Consider the following 20,948-nt stretch of genomic DNA (forward strand, 5'->3'; position numbering starts at 1 on the left):
CTCATGCCTCGAGTTCGTCCGCGGCCTCGATGAGGACCTCGAGGCGGTATCCGAGCCAGTCGTAGGCGGCATAGCGGGGGTCGTCGGCATCGCGGCGGTCCTCGTCGTCGATGCCGAGGCGCACGGCGACGACGAGCCGGACGGCCGTGAGCGTCCGCAGCCACGCGTCGAGGTCTGCATCGGGCACGTCGAACGCGCGGGGGAGGAACGCGTCGTCGTCCGAGAGCTCGTCGAACCCGTCGGCGGCGGCGGTCAGAGCGGCGATCACGATCCGTGCATCCGTGAGGCGCTGGTCGATCAGATCCCGCCGGGTGGTCTCGCGGAAGTCGCGAGCGGCATCGACGTCATCGGGGTACGGGTTCGGGGTGAGCCGAGCCAGCGCGGGGTCGGCGGCGCCGTCGTCCGCGGTGAGCAGATCGACGAAGTCGATCACGATCCGGCGCAGCTGCATCTGTTCGACGGGCGCCATCTCGACGCGCACGATGCTCACTGCGGGGCCTTCCGCACCGTCGCCCAGAGCCCGTAGTCGTGCATCGCCTGCGCGTGGATCTCCATGGTCTCGCGCGGGCCGGTGGCGACGACCGCGTGGCCGTCGTGGTGCACGCCGAGCATCAGCGCGGTCGCCCGCTCACGGGAGTACCCGAAGTAGGTGCGGAAGACCCGGACGACGTAGCTCATCAGATTGACGGGATCGTTCCACACCACCAGCTGCCACGGATCCATGGGGGCCGCTGTGAGATCGAGGTCCTCGTCGATGTCCGGCGTCGCGAGGGGCATGTCAGGCCCAGCCCAGCTCGTGCAGCTGCTCGTCGTCGAGCCCGTAGAAGTGGGCGATCTCGTGCACGAGCGTCGTGTGCACCTCGTCGCGGAGTTCGTCCTCGTCGTCGCACTGCGCGAGGTGGGGCTCTCGGTAGACGATGATCCGGTCGGGGAGCTCGCCCATGCCGTACCCGCCGCGCTCGGTGAGGGCGAGGCCGTCGTAGAGGCCGAGCAGATCGAGACTGCCGTCCTCCGGGCGGTCCTCGACGACGAAGACGACGTTATCGAGGCGTTCGACCATCTCGTCGGGCAGCAGATCGAGCTCGTCGATCACGAGCTCCTCGAAGGCTGCAGCATCCATCTCCATCGCCTCCAGCCTATTGCCAGGGCGAAGCTCGAGACGGCGTGCCTTCAGTGGACGAGGGCCAGCAGTGCGGCCACGGCGATGAACAGGCATCCGAAGATCGTGTTCAGCATCCGCTGTCCGCGCGGCGAGCGGGTGAGGTGGCGGAACGGGCGCGCCGCCGCGGCGAAGAAGCACCACATCACGATCACGTCGACGACGATCGTCGTCGCGATGATGACGAGGTACTGCGGCAGCTGCGGTTGGTCGAGGCGGACGAACTGGGGTATGAATGCGAGAAAGAAGACGATCGCCTTCGGATTGAGCAGATTGACCCAGAGGCCGCGGCGGATCATCGACCAGCGCCCCTCCTTCGGCGCCTCGGCGAGCGCCTCCTCCTCGGGAGCCGCGAATGTCGGTCTCGTCAGGATCAGCCGGATGCCTAGGTAGACGAGGTAGGCGGCGCCCGCATAGCGGATCGCGTTGAACAGCACCTCGGACTGCGAAACGATGAGGCCGACGCCCGCGGCGACGATGATCACGTGTATGACCAGGGCCAGTTGCTGGCCGATGATCCCCCAGATGGAGCGCCGCCATCCCTGCGTCAGGGCGTTCGACATCGTGTTGATGGCCCCTGCGCCCGGGGTCAGGCTGATGACGATGCACGCTGCGAGGAGCGCGCCCCAGAGGGCGGAGGACACGGGACGAGTCTAGGGGTGCAGGTCGCGGCGGCGAGGAACTGCGCGTTCGAGACGACGACGATCGTCGACAGCCACATCAGGGTCGCTTCAGCTCACCGCGAAGACGACGGCTCCGGTCCTCGGAGAACCGGAGCCGTCGTCATGGGGTGAGTAACGGGGCTTGAACCCGCGACCTCCTGGACCACAACCAGGCGCTCTACCAACTGAGCTATACCCACCATGCGCCCGCCGAAACAGGCAACCCGACGATTCTATTACACGTTGGGAGTGAACTTCGACACGACGTCGGCGGCGATGTCGCGCACCTCGATGCTGGTCGGTCCGGGCTCGGTCACGAACACCGCCTGGCGGTAGTACTGGAGCTCTCGGATCGACTCGAGGATGTCGGCGAGAGCGCGGTGTCCGCCGTCCTTCGAGGGGGCGTGGAAGAACGCGCGCGGATACCAGCGCCGGGAGAGCTCCTTGATGCTGGAGACATCGACGTTGCGGTAGTGCAGCCACCCGTCGAGGTCGGGCATGTACTTCGCCAGGAACATCCTGTCGGTGCCGATCGTGTTGCCAGCCAGCGGTGCCTTGCGCTCCTGCGGCACGAAGCTCTTGATGTAGGCGAGCGCCTGCTCCTGCGCGTCGGCCAGGGAGAGGCCCTGCGGGATCTCGTCGAGCAGACCGGAGGAGCGGTGCATGTTCGTGACGAACTCGTTCATGTGATCGAGCGCCGTATCGCTCGGCCGGATGACGACCTGGAATCCCGGATCCAGCAGGCGCAGCTCGAAGTCGGTGATCACGACGGCGATCTCGACGAGCTCGTCGACCGAGAGATCGAGTCCCGTCATCTCGCAGTCGATCCAGACGAGACGATCGTTTTCGGACGCAGAAACCATGGATTCATCCTATCGATGGGCGCGTGCGGCGGTTCTGAAGAGCGGTACGGTGGTAGCACGCCTCCTTAGCTCAGTGGATAGAGCAACAGCCTTCTAATCTGTCGGTCGCTGGTTCGAATCCAGCAGGGGGCACCAGGCGCACCATACTCGGATGCTCGGACGATGCTGATCGAGCAGGAATCGAGAAGTGTCGATGGCCGGGCGCTCTTAGCGTGGTGAGCATGACACTCACCATTACATCCGTCATCCTGGAAACGCCGGAGCCCTACGTGGCCGAGGCCGGGTACACGGCGGCCTTCGGGCTCGGCGACAAACTGAGCGTGCGCCCCGCGACGGCTCCTACCTTGGGATTTCGTGGGTTCGTGCTCTCCCTTGTGGTGTCCCAGCCGAGCACCGTCGACAACCTGATGACTCCGGCACTGGAAGCCGGTTTCACGGTGCTGAAACCTGCCAAGATGGGCTTCTGGGGCTACGGCGGTGTCATTCAGGCACCGGATGGGGCGATCTGGAAGATCGCGACCTCGGCGAAGAAGGACACCGGCCCGTCGACGCGTGAGGTCGATGATGTCGTGCTCCTCCTGGGCGTCACCGATGTCAAGGCGACCAAGCAGTTCTACATCGACCACGGTATGAGCGTGGCGAAGAGCTTCGGCAGCAAATACGTGGAGTTCGCCTCCGCAGGATCAGGGATCAAGCTCGCGTTGTACGGGCGCCGGTTCGCCGCCAAGGATGCCGGCGTCTCGCCCGAAGGGTCCGGCTCGCACCGGGTGGCGATCGTCAAGGACACCGCTAGCTTCACCGACCCCGATGGGTTCGACTGGGAACGCGCCTGACCGGTGGGCCGACCACCCGCCGAGAAGAAGGCGTTTTCATGCGCCATCCTGCATACGCGCGTTCCCCGTCCCGCGATGAGCGGGACGGGGAACGCGCGTCGCGGCGTCTGTCGGTTACACGATCGACGCTCTGACGAGCTCGGAGACTCGTCTCTCGACGGCTGCGTTCCAGGTCGTCAGCGCGAACGAGACCGGCCAGATGTCACCCTCATCAAGGCGGGCAGCATCCTGGAACTCCAACGTCGAGTACCGGGTGTTGAACTTGCCGGAGTTCTTGAACGCCACGACGATCTTGCCGTCCGTGTTGGCGTAGGCCGGCATCCCATACCAGGTCTTAGGCGTCAGTTCGGGCGCTGAGGCGGTGACGGCGACATGCACGCGCTCGGCCAGCGCACGGTCTGCGGGCTCCATCTTGGCGATGGCGTCGAGCACGGCTTCCAGCCCATCGGCCTTCTTGGCACCCTGCCTGCCTTCCGCTCGGAGCTCGGCCGCGCGTTCCTTCATCGCGGCGCGTTCGGCCTCGCTGAAGCCGTCGGCCGAGGCCTTCTCGGGATCGGTGGACATATTCGGATTCCCTTCTCATCGGAACGTGCCCCTGATCGGGCACGAACCCCTGCGCAACGAATCTAGAGCGATTCGGGCGAGGGAGCTTCTTGATTCGTGACCGATACGGACCCGAGGGGGAGACCGCGGCAACGGTTTCGCCCCCGGTGCTGCAGTGAACCGGTGCTGCAACGAAGCCATCCCGTTCTCGCTCGTCGGTGGCATCATCGGACTCCTGCTCGCGCTCCGAGCCGTCCGGATACCGCGTGGATGACGTCTGTCGATGCCCTCTGGCCCTGAAGAGAGGGCTCAGCCGTTGCGCAGCGCGGCGACGGCATCGTCGGCACGCCAGAAGTCGCCCACGACCCGGAAGCCGCCCGATGGCAGATGCAGGCGCTCTGCGCGATAGTGCATGCCGAGCGGTCCTTCGAGCAGTCGGAGGTGCCCACGGACGGCTCCTCTCGCGTCGTGCACTCGCCAGAGGCGCGCACCGGCGCGGACAAGGTGCTCGCGGCGCGAAGACAGTGCGGGCGCGGCGAACGGCACCTCGGGCAGCGTGCGGATGGTGTCATCGGACATCGGTCTCTCCTTTCCGCATCCGACGCTACGCGGGGTCTCGGACATTGCACTTTCCCGGCGTGACCACACTCTTTCTGCACGAATACCGAATGCGTGCGACTTCTTCACAGCGGGTGTGATCGGGCCATCCGACGTCTGCGGCTCCCGGCATCCTGGAGCGATCCGGGCACGTCCCGGCAGCAGAGGAGAAGGACATGACAGACACACTCACCATCGTCGGCAAGGTCGCCACGGAGCCGTCCATCGGGCGGACGACCAACGGCACCTCAGTGACGAACTTCCGACTCGCCAGCACGCCCAGGCGGCTCGACCCAGCGACGAACACCTGGGTCGACGGCGAGACGAACTGGTTCAGCGTGGCGGCGTTCCGCCAGCTCGCAGAGCACGTGCGCGGCTCGTTGCACACCGGGGACAGTGTCATCGTCACCGGTCGGCTGAAGATCCGCAACTGGGAGGCCAACGGCAGGCAGGGCACCAGCGTCGACATCGAGGCCGATGCGATCGGACATGACCTGCGGTGGGGGACCAGCAGCTACATGCCCCGCTCCCGCGTGCTGGCGAGCGCCCGCGCGTTCGAGGAAGGCGGGAGCGCGTCGGAACGCGAAAGCGCCGCACCGCCGGTCGACAGTGACGGCGAGGCCACCGACGAGCCCGATGAAGGCACCGACGCGCTCGAGGACATCGATCTGGGGTGGGCGGACGACGAGATCGAGCAGCGTGACGCGGTGCGGGCATGATCGGGCGTCGATGACCCGCGCGGCGCCGGATCGGATGCGGAGGGGGTCGGCCGTAGACTCGGATCGTGCTTCGACGACCGGCCCCCACCGCATCGCATCCGCTGATCATCGCCGCCGCGGGTCTGCTGGCGTTGGTGCTGGCGGGGTGCGACCCGACTCCCGCGCCGACCACGAACCCGAGCGACGAGGCGACGCTGAGCGCATCGCCCTCTCCCTCGGCGGTGCCGGAGGGCCCTGTGCTCGTACCGGAGGGGACGGCCGCGGACAACCTTCCCCTCTTCACCGCCGTGACCGAGCAGGTCTGGGCCAGCGACCAGCGCGGCGCGGGGCGCGCGTACATCGACGCGCTCATCGCCGCCGGGTTCGACCGGGTCGCCATGCAGGTCACCAACGACCAGTCGACGGTCGGCAATGCCGCTGAGAGCCTGCAGTTCTCTGTGAGCTGGGGAACCGACGAGTGCCTCATCGGCCAGGTCGGACCCTCGACGGGGGCGCCGGTCACAGCCGTCATGCCGCAGCTGGCCGAGGGCAGATGCCTCATCGGCAGCACGCGCCCCATCGATTGGTGACCGGCGGGATCGGCACCCGATTGGTCACCGAGGGGATCGGCACCCGACTCCTCGCCGGCGGGATCGAAACCAGCCTGGTAGCCGGAGGGATCGACAGAGCCGTCGGCCCACTCGCGCAGCCCCGCGCACGGTGCTCAGCGCAGCGCCAGGGAGGCGCCGCGCTGGCCGGTAGGCTGGAGTGTCGATCTTCGACGCCGACAGAAGGAGCGATTTCCGGTGGCTGAGTACATCTACTCGATGGTCCGTGCACGTAAGGCGGTGGGCGAGAAGCTCATCCTCGATGACGTCACGATGTCCTTCCTCCCCGGAGCGAAGATCGGCATGGTCGGACCGAACGGCGCTGGAAAGTCGACGATCCTGAAGATCATGGCGGGGCTCGACACCCCGTCGAACGGCGACGCGAAGCTCACCCCGGGCTTCACCGTTGGCATCCTCATGCAGGAACCAGAGCTCGACGAGTCGAAGACCGTCCTGGAGAACATCCAGGACGGCATCGCGATCAAGGCGAAGCTCGACCGGTTCAACGAGATCTCGGCGCTCATGGCCGACCCTGATGCCGACTTCGACGCACTGCTCGCGGAGATGGGGACGCTGCAGGAGGAGATCGACGCCGCCGATGGCTGGGATCTCGACTCCCAGCTCGATCAGGCCATGGACGCGCTGCGCACGCCCCCGGGGGATGCCGCGATCGGCCAGCTCTCCGGTGGTGAGAAGCGCCGCGTCGCCCTCGCGAAGCTGCTGCTGCAGAAGCCCGACCTGCTCCTGCTCGACGAGCCCACCAACCACCTCGACGCCGAGAGCGTGCTCTGGCTGGAGCAGCACCTCCAGGCCTACAAGGGCGCGGTCATCGCGATCACCCACGACCGGTACTTCCTCGACCACGTCGCCGAGTGGATCGCCGAGGTCGACCGCGGCCGCCTGATCGGCTACGAGGGCAACTACTCGACCTACCTGGAGAAGAAGGCCGAGCGCCTCGACATCCAGGGCAAGAAGGACGCCAAGCTCGCCAAGCGCCTCAAGGAGGAGCTGGAGTGGGTGCGCGCGAGCGCGAAGGGCCGCCAGACGAAGTCGAAGGCTCGTCTGCAGCGCTATGAGGAGATGGCCGCGGAAGCGGAGCGGACGCGGAAGCTCGACTTCGAGGAGATCCAGATCCCGGCCGGCCCCCGCCTCGGCAACGTCGTCATCGAGGCCAAGAACCTGCAGAAGGGGTTCGACGGACGCTCCCTCATCGACGGCCTCAGCTTCAGCCTGCCGCCGAATGGCATCGTCGGCGTGATCGGCCCGAACGGCGTCGGAAAGACCACGCTCTTCAAGACGATCGTCGGTCTCGAGTCCCTCGACGGCGGCGATCTGAAGATCGGCGAGACGGTCAAGATCAGCTACGTCGACCAGTCGCGCGCGAGCATCGACCCCGACAAGACGCTGTGGGAGGTCGTCTCCGACGGCCTGGACTTCATCACCGTCGGAAAGACGGAGATCCCCTCGCGCGCCTACGTGTCGAAGTTCGGCTTCAAGGGTCCCGACCAGCAGAAGAAGGCCGGCGTCCTCTCCGGTGGTGAGCGCAACCGCCTGAACCTCGCATTGACCCTGAAGGAGGGCGGGAACCTGCTGCTGCTCGACGAGCCCACCAACGACCTCGACGTCGAGACCCTGAGCTCGCTGGAGAACGCGCTGCTCGAGTTCCCCGGCTGCGCCGTGGTCATCACCCACGACCGGTGGTTCCTCGACCGCATCGCGACGCACATCCTCGCTTATGAGGGTACGGACGAGAAACCAGACCAGTGGTACTGGTTCGAAGGCAACTTCGAGGCGTATGAACAGAACAAGATCGAGCGCCTCGGCCCGGATGCGGCCAAGCCGCACCGCTCGACGCACCGCAAGCTGACCCGTGACTGACGCGTCGACGCCCGCCGCACCTCGGGGTGAGCAGGCAGCGACCCCCGAGGAAACGGGCCTGCGCCTGCACATCCCCATCGCGCTGCGCTGGGGCGATCTCGACGCGTACAACCACGTCAACAACACCTCGATGCTCAAGCTCCTCGAAGAGGCGCGGGTCCGCGCCTTCTGGCGCGCGGCTCCGGGGGAGCAGGCCCCGCCGACGGCGGTGCTCGACTCGAGCGTCGAGGCGGGACTGTTCACCCTCATCGCCCGCCAGGAGATCGAGTACCTCGCCCCCGTCCCGTATCAGCGCCGCCCGCTCGAGGTGCAGATGTGGTTCGGGAAGATCGGCGGTTCGAGCGTCGAGATCTGCTACGAGGTCTTCAACGACCCGTCCGCCGGCTCCCGGCAGCTCTACGCGCGCTCGACGGCGGTCCTCGTGCTCGTCGATGCGGCCACGGGGAGTCCCGTGCGCCTCACTGACGAGATGCGCAGGGTCTGGGAGCCCTACCGGGGCGCGTCGATCGTCTACACGCGGCGCTGAGTTCAGCCAGCGGTGCGGAACATGATCTCCTGCGCCACGGTCGCCACCAGCGTCCCGTCACGCGTGTAGATCCGCCCGCGCGCCAGCCCCCGGCCGTTCCGTGCGTTCGGCGAGTCCTGCACGTAGAGCAGCCAGTCGTCCACTCGCGCCGGGCGATGCCACCACATCGCGTGATCCAGGCTCGCGACCTTGAGACCGGGCATCGTCCAGTAGGTGCCGTGCGCCCGGAGGATCGACTCCTGGATGGTGGTGTCGCTGAGGTACGCGAGCACGGCGCGGTGGAGAGCTGGATCGTCGGGGATTGGCACCCGCAGCCGCATCCACACGCACTGCCGGGGCACGCGCTCCTCCGCGCCTTCCAGCCAGAGCGGCCCCGTCACGTGCCGCACGTCGAGCACTCCGATGCTCAGCATCCTCGCAGCGGTCGCGGCCTCGCCTTCGCGCTCGAGATCGGGGACGAGCGACTCGGGCTCGGGCACGCCGTCGGGCATCGGCTCTGCGTGCTCGAGACCGGGGCTGTCGTCCTGGAACGATGCGATCATCGAGAAGATCGGCACGCCGTTCTGATAGGCCTGAGAACGCCGCGTGGAGAAGGAGCGGCCGTCATGGATGCGATCCACCGCGATCGTGATGCCGTGGGCCGGGTCGCCGGGCCGCAGGAAGTATCCGTGCATGGAATGGACGGTGCGCTGCGCCGGCAGCGTGCGCTCAGCGGCGACAAGGCTCTGGGCGAGGACCTGGCCGCCGTAGATCCGGCCGTTCGGCATCGAATGCGACGATCCGGTGAAGATGTCCTCGGTGGTCCGGGCGGTCGCCGTGTCCAGATCGAGCACATCCAGCAGCTGCCGGACCAACCCCTCCGCCTGATCATCGACTGGCATGGGATCCTCCCCGGGACTCGGCGATGCGGGATGTTGATAGTTTAGATGGCGTGCCGCACCCCCTCGTCCTCGCCGATGCCGAAACCTCGAAGGACGTCCTGACATTCGTCGGACGTGCCGCGCGGATCTCCGACGACGGCGTCCGCCTCCAGGCCGCAGGGGGCGTGCTCGCCCTCACGGCCGCTGCGCTCGCACCGCACGGCCTGTTCGATCAGACGCCCACGATCCTCGCGATGCGCATCGTGCACGCAGACCCCGAGCTCGAGTGCGACATCGTCGTTCCCGCGCTGTCCGCCATGGACGACGAGCGGATGCTGCAGCTGCCGGAGTCGGGTCTGTCGCCGTCGTGGGTGGGGATCGCGCCGCCCCGTGGCGGGTGGGAGCGCGCCGGCGTGCTCGCGGCATCCGTCATCGCCCAGCGCGCGCAGTGGGGGATCAGTGCGGTCGCCCGAGGCACCTCTCCCGGGTCGGGTGAGGAAGCGGTGCGGGCCCTCCGAGCCGCCATCTGGGGGGAGCCGGATGCCGAACTCGGCGGCCTCCCGCGCGGCGCGGCCTTCGCCGCCGACGCCTTCGGGTTCATCTCGGGCGAGGAAGAGGTGAGCGTCTCCCGTTCCGGCCGCTGGACGCGACTCGCCTTCCGCCGAGGGCATGTGCTCGCCCGCGGCCCCGTGGCGAGCGGGCTCACCGCCGTGCGCGGCACGGGAATCGCCGGCTGACGCGCGGGTGCCGAGGAAGCGCCGACCCAGCGGTTCAGCTGGCGGCGGCGCGGCCGGCCTGGCGGCCGGTGAACAGGCATCCGCCGAGGAACGTCCCCTCGAGAGCCCGGTAGCCGTGCACGCCGCCGCCGCCGAAACCGCTGGCCTCGCCCGCGGCGAACAGACCGTCGATGCTCGTGCCGTCGGCGCGGAGCGCGCGTCCGTCCAGATCGGTGTTGATGCCCCCGAGCGACTTGCGCGTGAGCACGTGGAGCTTCACGGCGATGAGGGGCCCGGCGGCGGGATCCTGCAACCGGTGCGGCGCCGCCGTGCGGATGAGCCGGTCGCCACGGTAACCGCGCATCGAGCGCAGCATCCCGATCTGCGCGTCCTTCGTGAACTCGTTGTCGATCTCGCGGTCGCGCGCGACGATCTCCCGCCGCACCTGCTCGATGTCAAGGGCGTCGCCGCCGGGATGCAGCTGCATCCGCGCGAGCAACGACTCCAGGTCGTTCTCGACGATGAAGTCCGCGCCCTCGTCGAGGAACGCCTGCACCGGCCCCGTCGGCCCCTTCGCCAGTCGCGAGCGCAGCAAGAGGGCGACGTCCTTGCCGGTCAGATCCGGATTCTGCTCGCTGCCCGAGAGCGCGAACTCCTTCTCGACGATCTGCCGCGACGTCACGAACCACGAGTGGTCGTGACCGGTCGCGCGCAGGTGCGCGAGCGTGCCGAGCGTGTCGAAGCCGGGGAACAGCGGCACGGGCAGTCGTGTGCCGGTGGCGTCCAGCCAGAGCGAGGACGGACCGGGGAGGATGCGGATGCCGTGCGAAGGCCACACCGGATCCCAGTTCTCGATGCCTTCGACGTAGTGCCACATGCGGTCGCCGTTGATCAGCCGCGCGCCCGCCTCCGCCGCCACGGGGTGCATCGACCCGTCGACGTAGGCGGGGACTCCGGTCAGCATCCGCTCCGGTGGCGTGCCGAGCCGCGCCGGCCATGCGGCCCGCACGAGCTCATGGTTTCCGCCGATCCCACCGGAGGCGATGATCGTCGCACCAGCGGAGATCTCGAACTCGCCGATGACCTCGCGCGAGGACTCCTCACCGCGTCGGGCTCCGCTTGAGGCCAGGATCGCACCGCTGGCGCCGGTCACGGCCCCTCCTGACGTCACGAGCCCGGTGACGCGATGACGGGCGAGCACGCGCACGCGGCCATCGCGCTCGCCCTGCTCGACCCGCGCGATGAAGGGGGCGACGACCCCGGGACCCGTGCCCCAGGTGATGTGGAAGCGGGGTACCGAGTTGCCCGGCCCGAGCGCGCCGTATCCACCCCGTTCGGCCCATCCGACCACGGGGAAGAACCCGACGCCGTGTTCGCGCAGCCACGCGCGCTTCTCGCCGGCGGCGAACTGCAGATAGGCCTCCGCCCAGCGCCGAGGCCATTCGTCCTCGTCGCGGTCGAATCCGGCGGTGCCGAACCAATCCTGCGTGGCGAGTTCGAGCGAGTCCTTGATGCCCATCCGGCGCTGCTCGGGGGAGTCGATCAAGAACAGACCGCCGAAGGACCACCACGCCTGGCCGCCGAGGTTGGTGCGCGGCTCCTGGTCGATGACGACCACCTTCTTGCCGGCGGCGAGGGCCTCGGCGGCGGCGACGAGCCCGGCCAGCCCCCATCCGATCACCAGGACATCCGTGGACAAGGGCGTCTTCGTCATGGGGTCTCCGTTGATTCCTGACGTGCTCGGGCCTCGAGCGTGGGACGATCGGATGCCGCAGGGCCGATTCCCGACGGCTCGAACGTGTTCACCATGGCATAGGCGGCGCGTTCGAGGTAGTCCCAGAGGGTCGCTTCGTGCAGAGGCGACAACCGCGCCTCGGCGACGGCGGTGCGCATGTGCGTCAACCAGCGATCCCGCGCGTCGGGATCGATGTGGAAGGGCATGTGCCGCATCCGCAGCCGCGGATGGCCGCGCGTCTCGCCGTACGTCGATGGTCCCCCCCAGTACTGGATGAGGAACAGCGTCAACCGCTCGGCGGCTGGGCCGAGGTCCTCCTCGGGGTACATCGGCTTCAGCACGGGGTCCAGCGCCACCTCGCGGTAGAACACCGAGACGAGCTTCTCGAACGTCGCCGATCCGCCGACCTCGTCGTAGAACGTCATCGTTGCGTGGTCCCTTCGCCCTCGGGACCCTTGCGGTCGCGGTCCTGGGCGCTGTCGGCCTTCTTCCGACGCCAGATGCCGCGCTCGGGGACGGGGGGAACCCCCGTGACGGCGTTCGGACGGGTCTTGGGCGGGTTGGCACCGCGGACGCGCTGGGCGCCTTCGAGCCCTGTCGGGATGACCCCGGCCAAGCTGGGGATCGCGATGTCCTGCTTCCGCAGCGCCGTGCGCAGGCGCTTGCGCAACTCCTGCGAGACGTCGTCCTTGGCGTTGGCGCGGGCCTTGATGACGATGCGCACGACGAGGGCGTCGCCGGAGATCGACTCCAGGCCCCACAGCTCGGGCTTCTCGACGATGCGCGTGCGCCACTTCGGATCCGTCGCAAGGCCCTGCGCGGTCTCCAGCATCGTCTGCTCGACGGTGTCGAGATCGGAATCAGGGGCGACGCCGAGGTCGATGATCACGCGCGCCCATCCCTGCGACATGTTCCCGATCCGCAGGATCTCGCCGTTGCGCACGTACCAGAGCGTGCCGTTGACGTCGCGGACCTGGGTGATGCGCACGCTGACGTACTCGACGACGCCGCTGGCGAGGCCGAGGTCGACGACGTCGCCGATGCCGATCTGGTCCTCGGCGACGATGAACATGCCGTTCAGCACGTCCTTGACGATGTTCTGCGCGCCGAAGCCGAGACCAGCGCCGACGGCGGCCGTGAGCAGCGTCAGCGACCCGAGCAGATTGCTGTCGACGGCGTTCACGATGAGCACGACCGCGATGACGACGAGCATCACGTTGACGATGTTCTGCAGGATGCTGCCGAGGGTGCGGGTGCGCTGCACGAGACGCATGTCGGCGAGGGGAGAGCGTTCCAGCGCCTGGGTGTCGTCGACGGACGCCCTGTTCTTGGCGCTGTCGACGATGCGGTGCACCACCCGGCGGATGAGGATGCGCAGGACGAACGCCATGAGCACGCAGACGGCGATGATCACGGCGATCTTCAGCGCCGTCCAGCCGACCGGGATCAGCACCGTCAGAGCGTTCTGAAGCCAGTCGGGGATCGTGGCGTCGACCGCGTGATCGACGGACGTGTCATCGGTTGTGAAGGGGAGCATCATCACCACCAGATCTTAGCGATCGGGCCTTCAGGGACGCCCAGAACGCGAGGTCATGACCACCATGCGCACCCGGCGCGCCGGGCGTGATCAGTCGGCGTCGCGCGCCTGTGCAGCGAGTGCCCGCTCGACGTCGGCCAGGTTCTCCAGCACGAGGCGGCGCAGGGCGGGGGCTGCATCCTGATGCGCGGCGAGCCAGGCGCGTGTCGCGTCGCGCAGGGAGACGTCCGCCAGCGCCGTCGGGAAGAGCCCGACGATGAGGTACTGCGCGATCTGATACGTGCGCGATTCCCAGATCGGCAGCAGCATGTCGAAGTAGGGCTCGACGAAGTCGGCGAGCACCTCGACGCCTGCAGGGTGCACGAAGCCGAGTGCCGCGGAGCGGACGATCGTGTTGGGGGCGTCATCGCTCTCGATGAGCGAGGCCCATGCGGCCTGCTTCGATGCGGAGTCGGGGAGCGCTGCCCGCGCCTGAGCGGCGAACTCGCCGCCCTTGGCCGTGTTGTCGGCGGCGAGCGCGGCATCGATCGTCGCCGCATCCGTCGCGCCGATCGTGGCGAGTCCGACGAGGAGCTGCCAGCTCAGGTCGGCGTCGATCTCCAGGCCGGGGAGGCTCTCCTCCCCGGAGCGCAGACGGCCAACGATGCCGGCGTGCTCGGCGGTGACGAGGTTGCCGGCGAACGCCGTGACGAACTGCAGCTGGCTGTCGCTGCCTGCCTCGGCGCCCTCGGCGAGCGCCCACAGGCCGTCGGCGACCTTCCGACGAGCGGCCAGGCGCTGCTCAGGCGCGACGTACAGGGTCGCGGCGGTGCGCAGCTGCGCGAGGGTCGTCCGGACCGTCGTCGACTCCGTCTCGCGGCCGATGTTGCCGAGGACGAGGTCGATGTATTCGGATGCCGGGCTCTCGGCGTCGCGCGTCTGATCCCACGCCGCACCCCAGACGAGCGACCGGGCGAGGGGGTCGCTGATTTCGGCGAGGTGGGCGACCGCGGTGGCGAGCGAACGCTCGTCGAGGCGGATCTTCGCATAGGCGAGGTCGCCGTCGTTGAGGAGCACGAGGTCGGGGCGCTTGATGCCCTGGAGTTCTGGCACCTCGGTGCGGTCGCCGTCGATGTCGACCTCGGCGTAGTGCGTGCGCTCGAGGGCGCCGTCGTGCAGCGTGTAGAAGCCGATCCCGAGGCGGTGCGGGCGGATCGTGGGGTAGTCGGCCGGGGCCGTCTGGGTCACGGCGAAGCGCGAGATGGTCCCGTCGGACGCCTCGGCGATGACCGGCTCGAGCGTGTTCACGCCGGCCGTCTCCAGCCACTTCTTCGACCAGGTGCTGAGGTCGCGGCCGCTGGTGGCCTCGAGTTCGGTGAGCAGGTCGCTGAGCTCTGTGTTGCCCCACGAGTGCTTCTGGAAGTACTGCGAGACTCCGGCGAAGAACTTCTCGATGCCCACCCATGCCGCAAGCTGCTTGAGCACCGACCCGCCCTTGGCGTAGGTGATGCCGTCGAAGTTGACCTGCACGTCCTCGAGGTCGTTGATCTCGGCGACGATCGGATGCGTGGAGGGGAGCTGATCCTGGCGGTACGCCCAGGTCTTCTCCATCGCGTTGAAGGTCGTCCACGCCTCGGTCCACTCGGTCGCCTCGGCGGTGGCGATCGTCGACGCCCACTCGGCGAACGACTCGTTCAGCCACAGGTCGTTCCACCACTTCATGGTGACGAGATCGCCGAACCACATGTGCGCGAGCTCGTGGAGGATCGTGACGACGCGGCGCTCCTTGACGGCATCCGTCACCTTGCTGCGGAAGACGTAGGTCTCCGTGAACGTGACGGCACCGGCGTTTTCCATGGCGCCGGCGTTGAACTCCGGCACGAAGAGCTGGTCGTACTTCGCGAACGGATACGGCACGCCGAACTTCGACTCGAAGTACTCGAAGCCCTGACGCGTCTTGTCGAAGATGTAGTCGGCGTCGAGGTGCTGCCACACACTCTTGCGTCCGTAGACGCCGAGGGGGATGACCCGGCCGGAGGCGCTGGTGAGCTCGGAGAAGGTCGACTCGTAGGGGCCTGCGATGAGGGCGGTGATGTACGAGGAGATGCGCGGGGTGGGCTCGAAGCCCCACGTCGCGATCGAGCTGTCGTCGTGGATGATCGGTTCGGGCGTCGGCGAGTTGGAGACGACCTTCCACGCAGCAGGGGCCGTGACGGTGAACTGGAACGTCGCCTTGAGGTCGGGCTGCTCGAACACGGCGAAGACGCGCCGGGAATCGGGCACCTCGAACTGCGAGTAGAGGTACACCTCGCCGTCGACGGGATCGACGAAGCGATGCAGGCCCTCTCCGGTGTTCGTGTACTCGCAGTCGGCGTCGACGACGAGCACGTTCTCGGCCCGAAGGCCCGAGAGGGCGATGCGCGAGTCGGCGAAGACCTCGCTCGGGTCGAGCAGCTCGCCGTTGAGCGAGATCTCCCGCACCTCGCGGGCGATGAGGTCGATGAAGGTGAAGCTCTCGGGTGCGGCGGTGAAGCGCACGACGCTCCGCGAGCCGAAGACCTCTGCACCCTTCGTCAGATCGAGTGCGATCTCGTAGGACTGGGTGTCGATGACGTCGCGGCGCTCCTGCGCTTCGACTCGGGTGAGGTTCTCTCCAGGCACAGCTGTACTCCCAGGGGTGAGGGGATGATGCCGCAGTCCTGACGCAGTTGGCGCCGCCGGCAACCATGACAGCCTACGCCAGGAGCGGCCCGCATCCAGCCCACGCCAAGAGTCCGCACCCGCGGGGTGCCAGGATGGAGGGGTGATCGCGCACGAATCGACTCTCGTCCCCTTCGCCTCCGCCGCCGCTCGCAGCGGCTCCCCGTTCGTGGAGGAGCCCGTCGCCTACGACGCGGTGATCCTCGCGAGCTTCGGGGGCCCCGAAGGGCAGGACGACGTCATCCCCTTCCTGCGCAACGTCACCCGCGGTCGCGGCATCCCCGACGAACGCCTCGAGGAGGTCGCCCACCACTACCGCCACTTCGGCGGCGTGAGCCCGATCAACGAGCAGAACCGTCAGCTGAAGGCGGCGCTCGAGGCCGAGGTCGCCGCGCGCGGCCTGGACATCCCGATCTACTGGGGCAACCGCAACTGGGAGCCGTACCTGCCTGACGCCTTCGCCCGTGCGGCCGCTGACGGGCACTCGACCCTCCTCGTGCTCGCGACGAGCGCGTACAGCTCGTACTCCAGCGACCGGCAGTACCGCGAGGACATCGCGAACGCGATCACCGCGGCGGGCCTCGAAGACCGTGTCACCGCCGACAAGGTGCGGCTGTTCTTCGACCACCCCGGGTTCGTGCAGCCGTTCCAGGAGGGCGTGAACGCCGCCGTGCAGGCGTTCCTCGCCGACGGCATCCCCGCCGCTGCGATCCACGTCCTGTTCTCCACGCACTCGATCCCCACGGCGGATGCCGAGCGCTCCGGCCCCCGCGATGTCGACTGGGGCGAGGGCGGCGCCTACGCCGCCCAGCACCTCGCGGTCGCCGAGCACATCATGTCGGAGCTCGCCGCCGTCACCGGCGAGGCGGGCGTGAATTGGCAGCTCGTCTTCCAGTCCCGCTCCGGACCCGCCAGCCAGCCGTGGCTGGAGCCCGATATCAACGACGTCATCGAGACCCTGCCCGCAGCCGGTGCGCAGGCGGTCGTCATCGTGCCGCTCGGGTTTGTCAGCGACCATATGGAGGTGCTGTGGGACCTCGACACCGAGGCGATCCAGAGCGCAGCGGATGCCGGCATCCGCGCGGTGCGCACCCCGACCCCCGGCACCCACCCCGCCTTCGTCGCCGGTCTCATCGACCTTGTCGTCGAGCGGATCGAGGGCATGCCAGCGGCTGACCGACCGCATCTGACCCCCCTCGGCCCCTGGTACGACGTCTCGCGTCCAGGCGACTGCGAGAACGTGCGGCTCGGGTTCAAGCCGGCCGCCGCCGGCATCGCGCCCTGAGGGCGAGCCGACGCTCACGCGGGCCCCGGCGCTCAATAGGATGGAAGCCATGCGCATCCATATCGCCACCGATCACGCCGGTCTCGACTTCTCCACGCAGTTGCAGGAGCACCTCCGCGCCGCGGGCCACGAGGTCGTCGACCACGGGCCGGTCGCGTACGACGCCCTCGATGACTATCCGGCGTTCTGCATCCGCGCAGCACAGGCGGTCGTCGCCGATCAGGCCGCGGGCGTCGCCGCCCTCGGCGTCGTCTTCGGCGGGTCGGGCAACGGCGAGCAGATCGCCGCGAACAAGGTCGCCGGCATCCGCGCCGCCCTCGTCTGGAACACCTCGACCGCCGAGCTCGCCCGCGAGCACAACGATGCCAACGTGATCTCGATCGGCGCCCGTCAGCACACCTTCGATGAGGTCGCGGGTTTCATCGACACCTTCATCGCGACCCCGTTCTCGAACGACGAGCGGCACGTGCGCAGGATCGGGCAGATCGCCGATTTCGAGCGCGACGGATCCCTGCTGCCGGACCCGCGGGCCTGACGTGCCCGAGGGGCATTCCGTCCATCGGATCGCGCGGCAGTTCGAGCGGAACTTCATCGGGAAGCGGCTGAGTGCCTCCAGCCCGCAGGGGCGCTTCGCGGAAGGCGCATCGGTGCTCGACGGACGGGAAGCGGTGAGCGTGCAGGCCGTCGGCAAGCAGATGTTCCTCGAGGCCGAGGGCGACGTCTGGCTGCGCGTGCACCTCGGGCTGTACGGCGCCTGGGACTTCGCCGGCGAGATCCTCATCGACCCGACCATCGCCTCCGCCAACGGGCGCATGGGGCAGACGAACCAGCGCGGCACCGACCTCGACGAGGCGATCTTCGACGACGCCGGTGAGAACTCGCTCGCCTCGATCGGCGCTCCGCGCCGTACCCGCGTGCACGTGCGCATGTCGGAGCAGACCAAGGGGCTCGCCGACGATGGCGCCCAGTGGCCTCCGCCGATCGTGGGACAGGTGCGCCTGCGGCTGCTGACGGACCTCACCGCAGCCGACCTGCGCGGGCCGACGGCGTGCGTGCTGCAGACCCCCGAGGAGATGCTGGCGACCGTCGCGAAGCTCGGGCCCGATCCGCTCGTCGGCGACCCGGCCGAGAACGAGGAGCGCTTCGTGCGGGCCGTCTGCAAGCGCCAGACCCCGATCGCGCTGCTGCTTATGGAGCAGGCCGTCGTCAGCGGCATCGGCAACGTCTATCGCGCCGAGATGCTCTTCCGCCAGCGGCTCGATCCGCACACGCCGGGCCGCGATGTGCCCGAGGACGTCGTCCGGGCGCTCTGGCACGACTGGGAGCGTCTGCTCGCGATCGGCGTGGAGACCGGTCAGATGATGACCATGGACGATCTGTCGCCCGAGCAGTACCGGGCCGCGATGGCGAGCCGCGATGACCGGCACTGGGTCTACCACCGCGCCGGACTCCCGTGCCGAGTGTGCGGCACCGAGATCGCCCTCGAGGAGATCGGCGCGCGCAAGTTGTACTGGTGCCCGTCCTGCCAGCGCTGACGCGGTCGTAGGCTTCTTCCATGCGCCAGAATCCCAGCTTCGCGATGACCGACCTGGCGGAGCTGCGCCGTGTGATCGTCGGCAACCCCTGGGCGACGATCGTCAGCGCGCCGGATGACGGGCTGGTCGCCTCGCACTATGTCGTGCTGCTCGACGAGGACCGTGACGACCTCACGGTGGTGGGGCACGTAGGCCGTCCCGACGATCTCATCCACGGACTGGGCGAGCGCGAGCTGATTGTGGTCTTCCAGGGGCCGCACGGGTACGTCTCACCGGGCTGGTACGGCGACGTCGCAGCGGTGCCGACCTGGAACTACGTCTCGGTGCACCTGTCCGGCGTCCCGGAGATCCTGGGTGCCGAGGACAACCTGCGCGTGCTGGACCGCATGGTGGAGCTGTTCGAGAAGCGGATGCCGGCTCCGCGGCGGATGTGGGAGCGTCCGAACGACGAGGTCTTCGTCCGCCGCCTGGAGGCGGGGACGGTCGGGTTCCGGCTGACCCCGACGAAGGTCGTCGCCAAGCGCAAGCTGAGCCAGAACAAGCCCGCCGAGACGGTGGAGACCGTGATCGCCGAGCTGGACGGCGACGGCCCGTACGCCAACCCCGCTTTGGCGGCCGAGATGCGCCGGGCGCACGAGGGTCGCGCGGGGAACCACGCATGACCGCCCGCGGCGAGCGGGTCGCGCTCATCCGCGGCGCGCGCCTCCTGGACGGCACGGGTTTCCTCGGCGACGACGAGCCGCTCGACATCGCCATCGCCGATGGCCGGATCGCCGACATCGCGCCCGCCGGGGCGCTGAAGACCGCCGGTGCCGTGCTCGACGGGGACGGATGCTGGGCCGCGCCGGGGCTGTGGGATCACCACGTGCACACCGTGCAGTGGGCGCTGGAGGCGCAGCGCACCCGCCTCGGCGACGCGGAGACGGCTGCGGAGGCCGTGCGGCGGATGGCAGGCAGCGAGCCGCTCGCGGACGGACGCCGGGTCGGCTCGGGGTTCCGCGACGCGCTCTGGCCGGACCGGCCGACGCTGGCGGCGCTGGATGCGGTCGCCAGCGACGTCCCGACCTATCTGATCAACGCCGACGTGCACAGCGTGTGGCTGAACTCCGCCGCATTCCGGCGGGAGGGCTTCGCCCCGGCCCAGGACGGGATGCTGCGCGAGGAGGACGCCTTCGAGATCTCGCGCCGGCTGAACGCCGCGGACGCTGCGACCGCGGACGCCGCCGTGCAGGAGGCAGGCCGGCGCGCCGCCGAGCGCGGTATCACCGGGCTCGTCGACTTCGACATGGCGTGGAACGCGGATGCCTGGCGGCGTCGCTGCGCGGCCGGGTTCGCGGAGCACCGCGTCGAGTTCGCCGTCTACCCGCCCGGCCTGCAACGGGCGATCGACGAGGGGCTGCGCAGCGGCGAAATGCTGGAGGGCACCGACGGGCTGGTGCGGATGGGCCCGCTGAAATTGATCACCGACGGCTCCCTCGGTACCAGGACGGCGGCCTGCTCGCACGCGTACCCGGGCGACCCGGCGAACTTCGGCGTGCTGACCATCTCGCCCGACGAGGTGCGCGAGCTGCTGACCACCGCGACCGCCTCGGGGCTGGAGGTCGCCGTGCACGCCATCGGAGACCGGGCCGTGGCGGCGGCCCTGGACGCCTTCACCTACACGCAGGCGCGCGGCACGATCGAGCACGCCCAGCTGGTGCGGCACGCCGATCTCGCCCGCTTCGCCCGGCTCGGCGTGGTGGCCAGCGTGCAGCCGCGACACGCCGTGGACGACCGCGACCTGGTCACCGACTTCTGGGGCGAGCAGCAGGCGATCGCCTATCCGCTCGCCACGCTGCTGCAGGCCGGCGTCGAGGTGTGGTTCGGATCGGATGCCCCGGTGGCGGCGTTGGACCCGTGGGTGACCATCGCCGCCGCCGTGCGGCGCACCGCCGACGAGCGGGAGCCCTGGCATCCCGAGGAGAGCGTCACGGTCGAGCAGGCGCTGCGGGCCAGCAGCCGGCACGGCCGGGCCGAGCTCGCACCGGGGGCGCCGGCCGATATCGTGCTGTGCGGGCAGGACCCGCGGGCAGTGGATCCCACAGACCTGGCGCGGATGCCGGTCGCCGCGACCCTCCTCGCCGGACGGGTCACCCACCGGGCCTGACCCGGTCTCCGCCGGGTGCCTTCGGCGGAGACCGGCGAAGGGCGTCGGGGGTGAAGCCCCCACGCCCGTCCGGTACGCCGGATAGCGA

23 protein-coding genes and 2 tRNA genes are annotated in these 20,948 nt (G+C 68.9%); 12 read left to right on the forward strand and 13 right to left on the reverse strand.

The genetic code is table 11. The annotated features are described in order from the left end of the window. Nucleotide 1: 1 nt before the first annotated feature. The 6 genes from QM568_RS03565 to orn form a co-directional block, all read right to left on the reverse strand. Nucleotides 2-490 carry a DUF2017 family protein gene (locus tag QM568_RS03565; protein ID WP_415135884.1) on the reverse strand — a complete coding sequence of 163 codons (489 nt, stop codon included), beginning with the start codon at nucleotides 488-490 and terminating at the stop codon, nucleotides 2-4. Then, nucleotides 487-777 carry an ATP-dependent Clp protease adapter ClpS gene (gene clpS / locus QM568_RS03570; protein ID WP_415135886.1) on the reverse strand — a complete coding sequence of 97 codons (291 nt, stop codon included), beginning with the start codon at nucleotides 775-777 and terminating at the stop codon, nucleotides 487-489. The genes QM568_RS03565 and clpS overlap by 4 nt, the downstream gene beginning before the upstream one ends. 1 nt (nucleotide 778) lies before the next feature. Beyond that, on the reverse strand, nucleotides 779-1,126 hold the full coding sequence (locus QM568_RS03575) for a metallopeptidase family protein (RefSeq protein WP_415135888.1): 348 nt from the start codon (nucleotides 1,124-1,126) through the stop codon (nucleotides 779-781). 44 nt (nucleotides 1,127-1,170) lie between these two features. Beyond that, nucleotides 1,171-1,803 carry a LysE family transporter gene (locus QM568_RS03580; protein ID WP_415135890.1) on the reverse strand — a complete coding sequence of 211 codons (633 nt, stop codon included), beginning with the start codon at nucleotides 1,801-1,803 and terminating at the stop codon, nucleotides 1,171-1,173. Nucleotides 1,804-1,945: 142 nt separating this feature from the next. Beyond that, nucleotides 1,946-2,021: transfer RNA gene (locus tag QM568_RS03585), tRNA-His, on the reverse strand. Between the two features lie 36 nt (nucleotides 2,022-2,057). Beyond that, nucleotides 2,058-2,684: an oligoribonuclease gene (orn, locus tag QM568_RS03590; RefSeq protein WP_415135892.1), complete on the reverse strand. Its 627-nt coding sequence runs from the start codon at nucleotides 2,682-2,684 to the stop codon at nucleotides 2,058-2,060. A gap of 59 nt (nucleotides 2,685-2,743) precedes the next feature. On the opposite strand from orn, the gene QM568_RS03595 reads away from it, so the two are divergent. After that, a tRNA-Arg gene (locus tag QM568_RS03595) sits at nucleotides 2,744-2,819 on the forward strand. Nucleotides 2,820-2,905: 86 nt separating this feature from the next. Continuing rightward, nucleotides 2,906-3,517 (forward strand): glyoxalase, encoded by a 612-nt coding sequence (locus QM568_RS03600; protein ID WP_415135894.1) that lies wholly within the window; start codon nucleotides 2,906-2,908, stop codon nucleotides 3,515-3,517. Between the two features lie 114 nt (nucleotides 3,518-3,631). Here QM568_RS03600 and QM568_RS03605 read toward each other — a convergent pair whose 3' ends face one another. Then, entirely contained in the window at nucleotides 3,632-4,081 is a 450-nt protein-coding gene (locus QM568_RS03605; RefSeq protein ID WP_415135896.1) for an iron chaperone, read from the reverse strand. 288 nt (nucleotides 4,082-4,369) lie between these two features. Beyond that, nucleotides 4,370-4,639 (reverse strand): hypothetical protein, encoded by a 270-nt coding sequence (locus QM568_RS03610; protein ID WP_415135898.1) that lies wholly within the window; start codon nucleotides 4,637-4,639, stop codon nucleotides 4,370-4,372. Nucleotides 4,640-4,833: 194 nt separating this feature from the next. On the opposite strand from QM568_RS03610, the gene ssb reads away from it, so the two are divergent. From ssb to QM568_RS03630, 4 genes are all read left to right on the forward strand, one after another. Then, on the forward strand, nucleotides 4,834-5,376 hold the full coding sequence (gene ssb, locus QM568_RS03615) for a single-stranded DNA-binding protein (RefSeq protein WP_415135900.1): 543 nt from the start codon (nucleotides 4,834-4,836) through the stop codon (nucleotides 5,374-5,376). A 65-nt stretch (nucleotides 5,377-5,441) separates the two neighbouring features. After that, entirely contained in the window at nucleotides 5,442-5,945 is a 504-nt protein-coding gene (locus tag QM568_RS03620; RefSeq protein WP_415135902.1) for a DUF6993 domain-containing protein, read from the forward strand. Between the two features lie 216 nt (nucleotides 5,946-6,161). Further along, on the forward strand, nucleotides 6,162-7,841 hold the full coding sequence (ettA, locus tag QM568_RS03625; RefSeq protein WP_415135904.1) for an energy-dependent translational throttle protein EttA: 1,680 nt from the start codon (nucleotides 6,162-6,164) through the stop codon (nucleotides 7,839-7,841). 58 nt (nucleotides 7,842-7,899) lie between these two features. Then, a complete protein-coding gene (locus QM568_RS03630; RefSeq protein ID WP_415135934.1) occupies nucleotides 7,900-8,367 on the forward strand; it encodes an acyl-CoA thioesterase in 468 nt (155 codons plus the stop codon). Nucleotides 8,368-8,369: 2 nt separating this feature from the next. Here QM568_RS03630 and QM568_RS03635 read toward each other — a convergent pair whose 3' ends face one another. Next, nucleotides 8,370-9,248 carry an acyl-CoA thioesterase gene (locus QM568_RS03635; RefSeq protein WP_415135906.1) on the reverse strand — a complete coding sequence of 293 codons (879 nt, stop codon included), beginning with the start codon at nucleotides 9,246-9,248 and terminating at the stop codon, nucleotides 8,370-8,372. Nucleotides 9,249-9,298: 50 nt separating this feature from the next. Here QM568_RS03635 and QM568_RS03640 point away from each other — a divergent pair, with 50 nt between their 5' ends. Continuing rightward, the gene (locus QM568_RS03640; RefSeq protein ID WP_415135908.1) at nucleotides 9,299-9,964 is read left to right on the forward strand and encodes a hypothetical protein; all 666 of its coding nucleotides are present in this window, start codon (nucleotides 9,299-9,301) and stop codon (nucleotides 9,962-9,964) included. A 34-nt stretch (nucleotides 9,965-9,998) separates the two neighbouring features. Here the strand turns inward: QM568_RS03640 and QM568_RS03645 are convergent, their stop codons facing one another. The 4 genes from QM568_RS03645 to pepN all read right to left on the reverse strand — a co-directional run bounded on the left by QM568_RS03645 (nucleotide 9,999) and on the right by pepN (nucleotide 15,855). Further along, nucleotides 9,999-11,657, reverse strand: a complete 1,659-nt coding sequence (locus tag QM568_RS03645; RefSeq protein WP_415135910.1) for an FAD-binding dehydrogenase — start codon at nucleotides 11,655-11,657, stop codon at nucleotides 9,999-10,001. Further along, nucleotides 11,654-12,103, reverse strand: coding sequence for a globin (locus QM568_RS03650; RefSeq protein WP_415135912.1), 450 nt, complete (start codon nucleotides 12,101-12,103; stop codon nucleotides 11,654-11,656). Before QM568_RS03650 ends, QM568_RS03645 begins: the two co-directional genes overlap by 4 nt. Beyond that, entirely contained in the window at nucleotides 12,100-13,218 is a 1,119-nt protein-coding gene (locus tag QM568_RS03655) for a mechanosensitive ion channel family protein (RefSeq protein ID WP_415135936.1), read from the reverse strand. The genes QM568_RS03650 and QM568_RS03655 overlap by 4 nt, the downstream gene beginning before the upstream one ends. Before the next feature lie 87 nt (nucleotides 13,219-13,305). After that, entirely contained in the window at nucleotides 13,306-15,855 is a 2,550-nt protein-coding gene (gene pepN / locus QM568_RS03660; RefSeq protein WP_415135914.1) for an aminopeptidase N, read from the reverse strand. 142 nt (nucleotides 15,856-15,997) lie between these two features. Between pepN and QM568_RS03665 the strand changes: the two genes are divergently transcribed. The 5 genes from QM568_RS03665 to QM568_RS03685 are packed head-to-tail and all read left to right on the forward strand — an operon-like array spanning nucleotide 15,998 to nucleotide 20,860. Further along, nucleotides 15,998-17,179, forward strand: coding sequence for a ferrochelatase (locus tag QM568_RS03665; RefSeq protein WP_415135916.1), 1,182 nt, complete (start codon nucleotides 15,998-16,000; stop codon nucleotides 17,177-17,179). Between the two features lie 49 nt (nucleotides 17,180-17,228). Further along, nucleotides 17,229-17,714, forward strand: coding sequence for a ribose-5-phosphate isomerase (locus QM568_RS03670; RefSeq protein WP_415135918.1), 486 nt, complete (start codon nucleotides 17,229-17,231; stop codon nucleotides 17,712-17,714). Between the two features lies 1 nt (nucleotide 17,715). Further along, nucleotides 17,716-18,714 (forward strand): Fpg/Nei family DNA glycosylase, encoded by a 999-nt coding sequence (locus QM568_RS03675; RefSeq protein WP_415135920.1) that lies wholly within the window; start codon nucleotides 17,716-17,718, stop codon nucleotides 18,712-18,714. A gap of 20 nt (nucleotides 18,715-18,734) precedes the next feature. Continuing rightward, entirely contained in the window at nucleotides 18,735-19,376 is a 642-nt protein-coding gene (locus QM568_RS03680) for an FMN-binding negative transcriptional regulator (protein ID WP_415135922.1), read from the forward strand. Continuing rightward, a complete protein-coding gene (locus QM568_RS03685) occupies nucleotides 19,373-20,860 on the forward strand; it encodes an amidohydrolase (RefSeq protein WP_415135924.1) in 1,488 nt (495 codons plus the stop codon). The genes QM568_RS03680 and QM568_RS03685 overlap by 4 nt, the downstream gene beginning before the upstream one ends. The last annotated feature ends 88 nt before the right edge of the window (nucleotides 20,861-20,948 follow it).

Source organism: Microbacterium sp. (genome assembly GCF_047607465.1).
Lineage (GTDB): Bacteria > Actinomycetota > Actinomycetes > Actinomycetales > Microbacteriaceae > Microbacterium.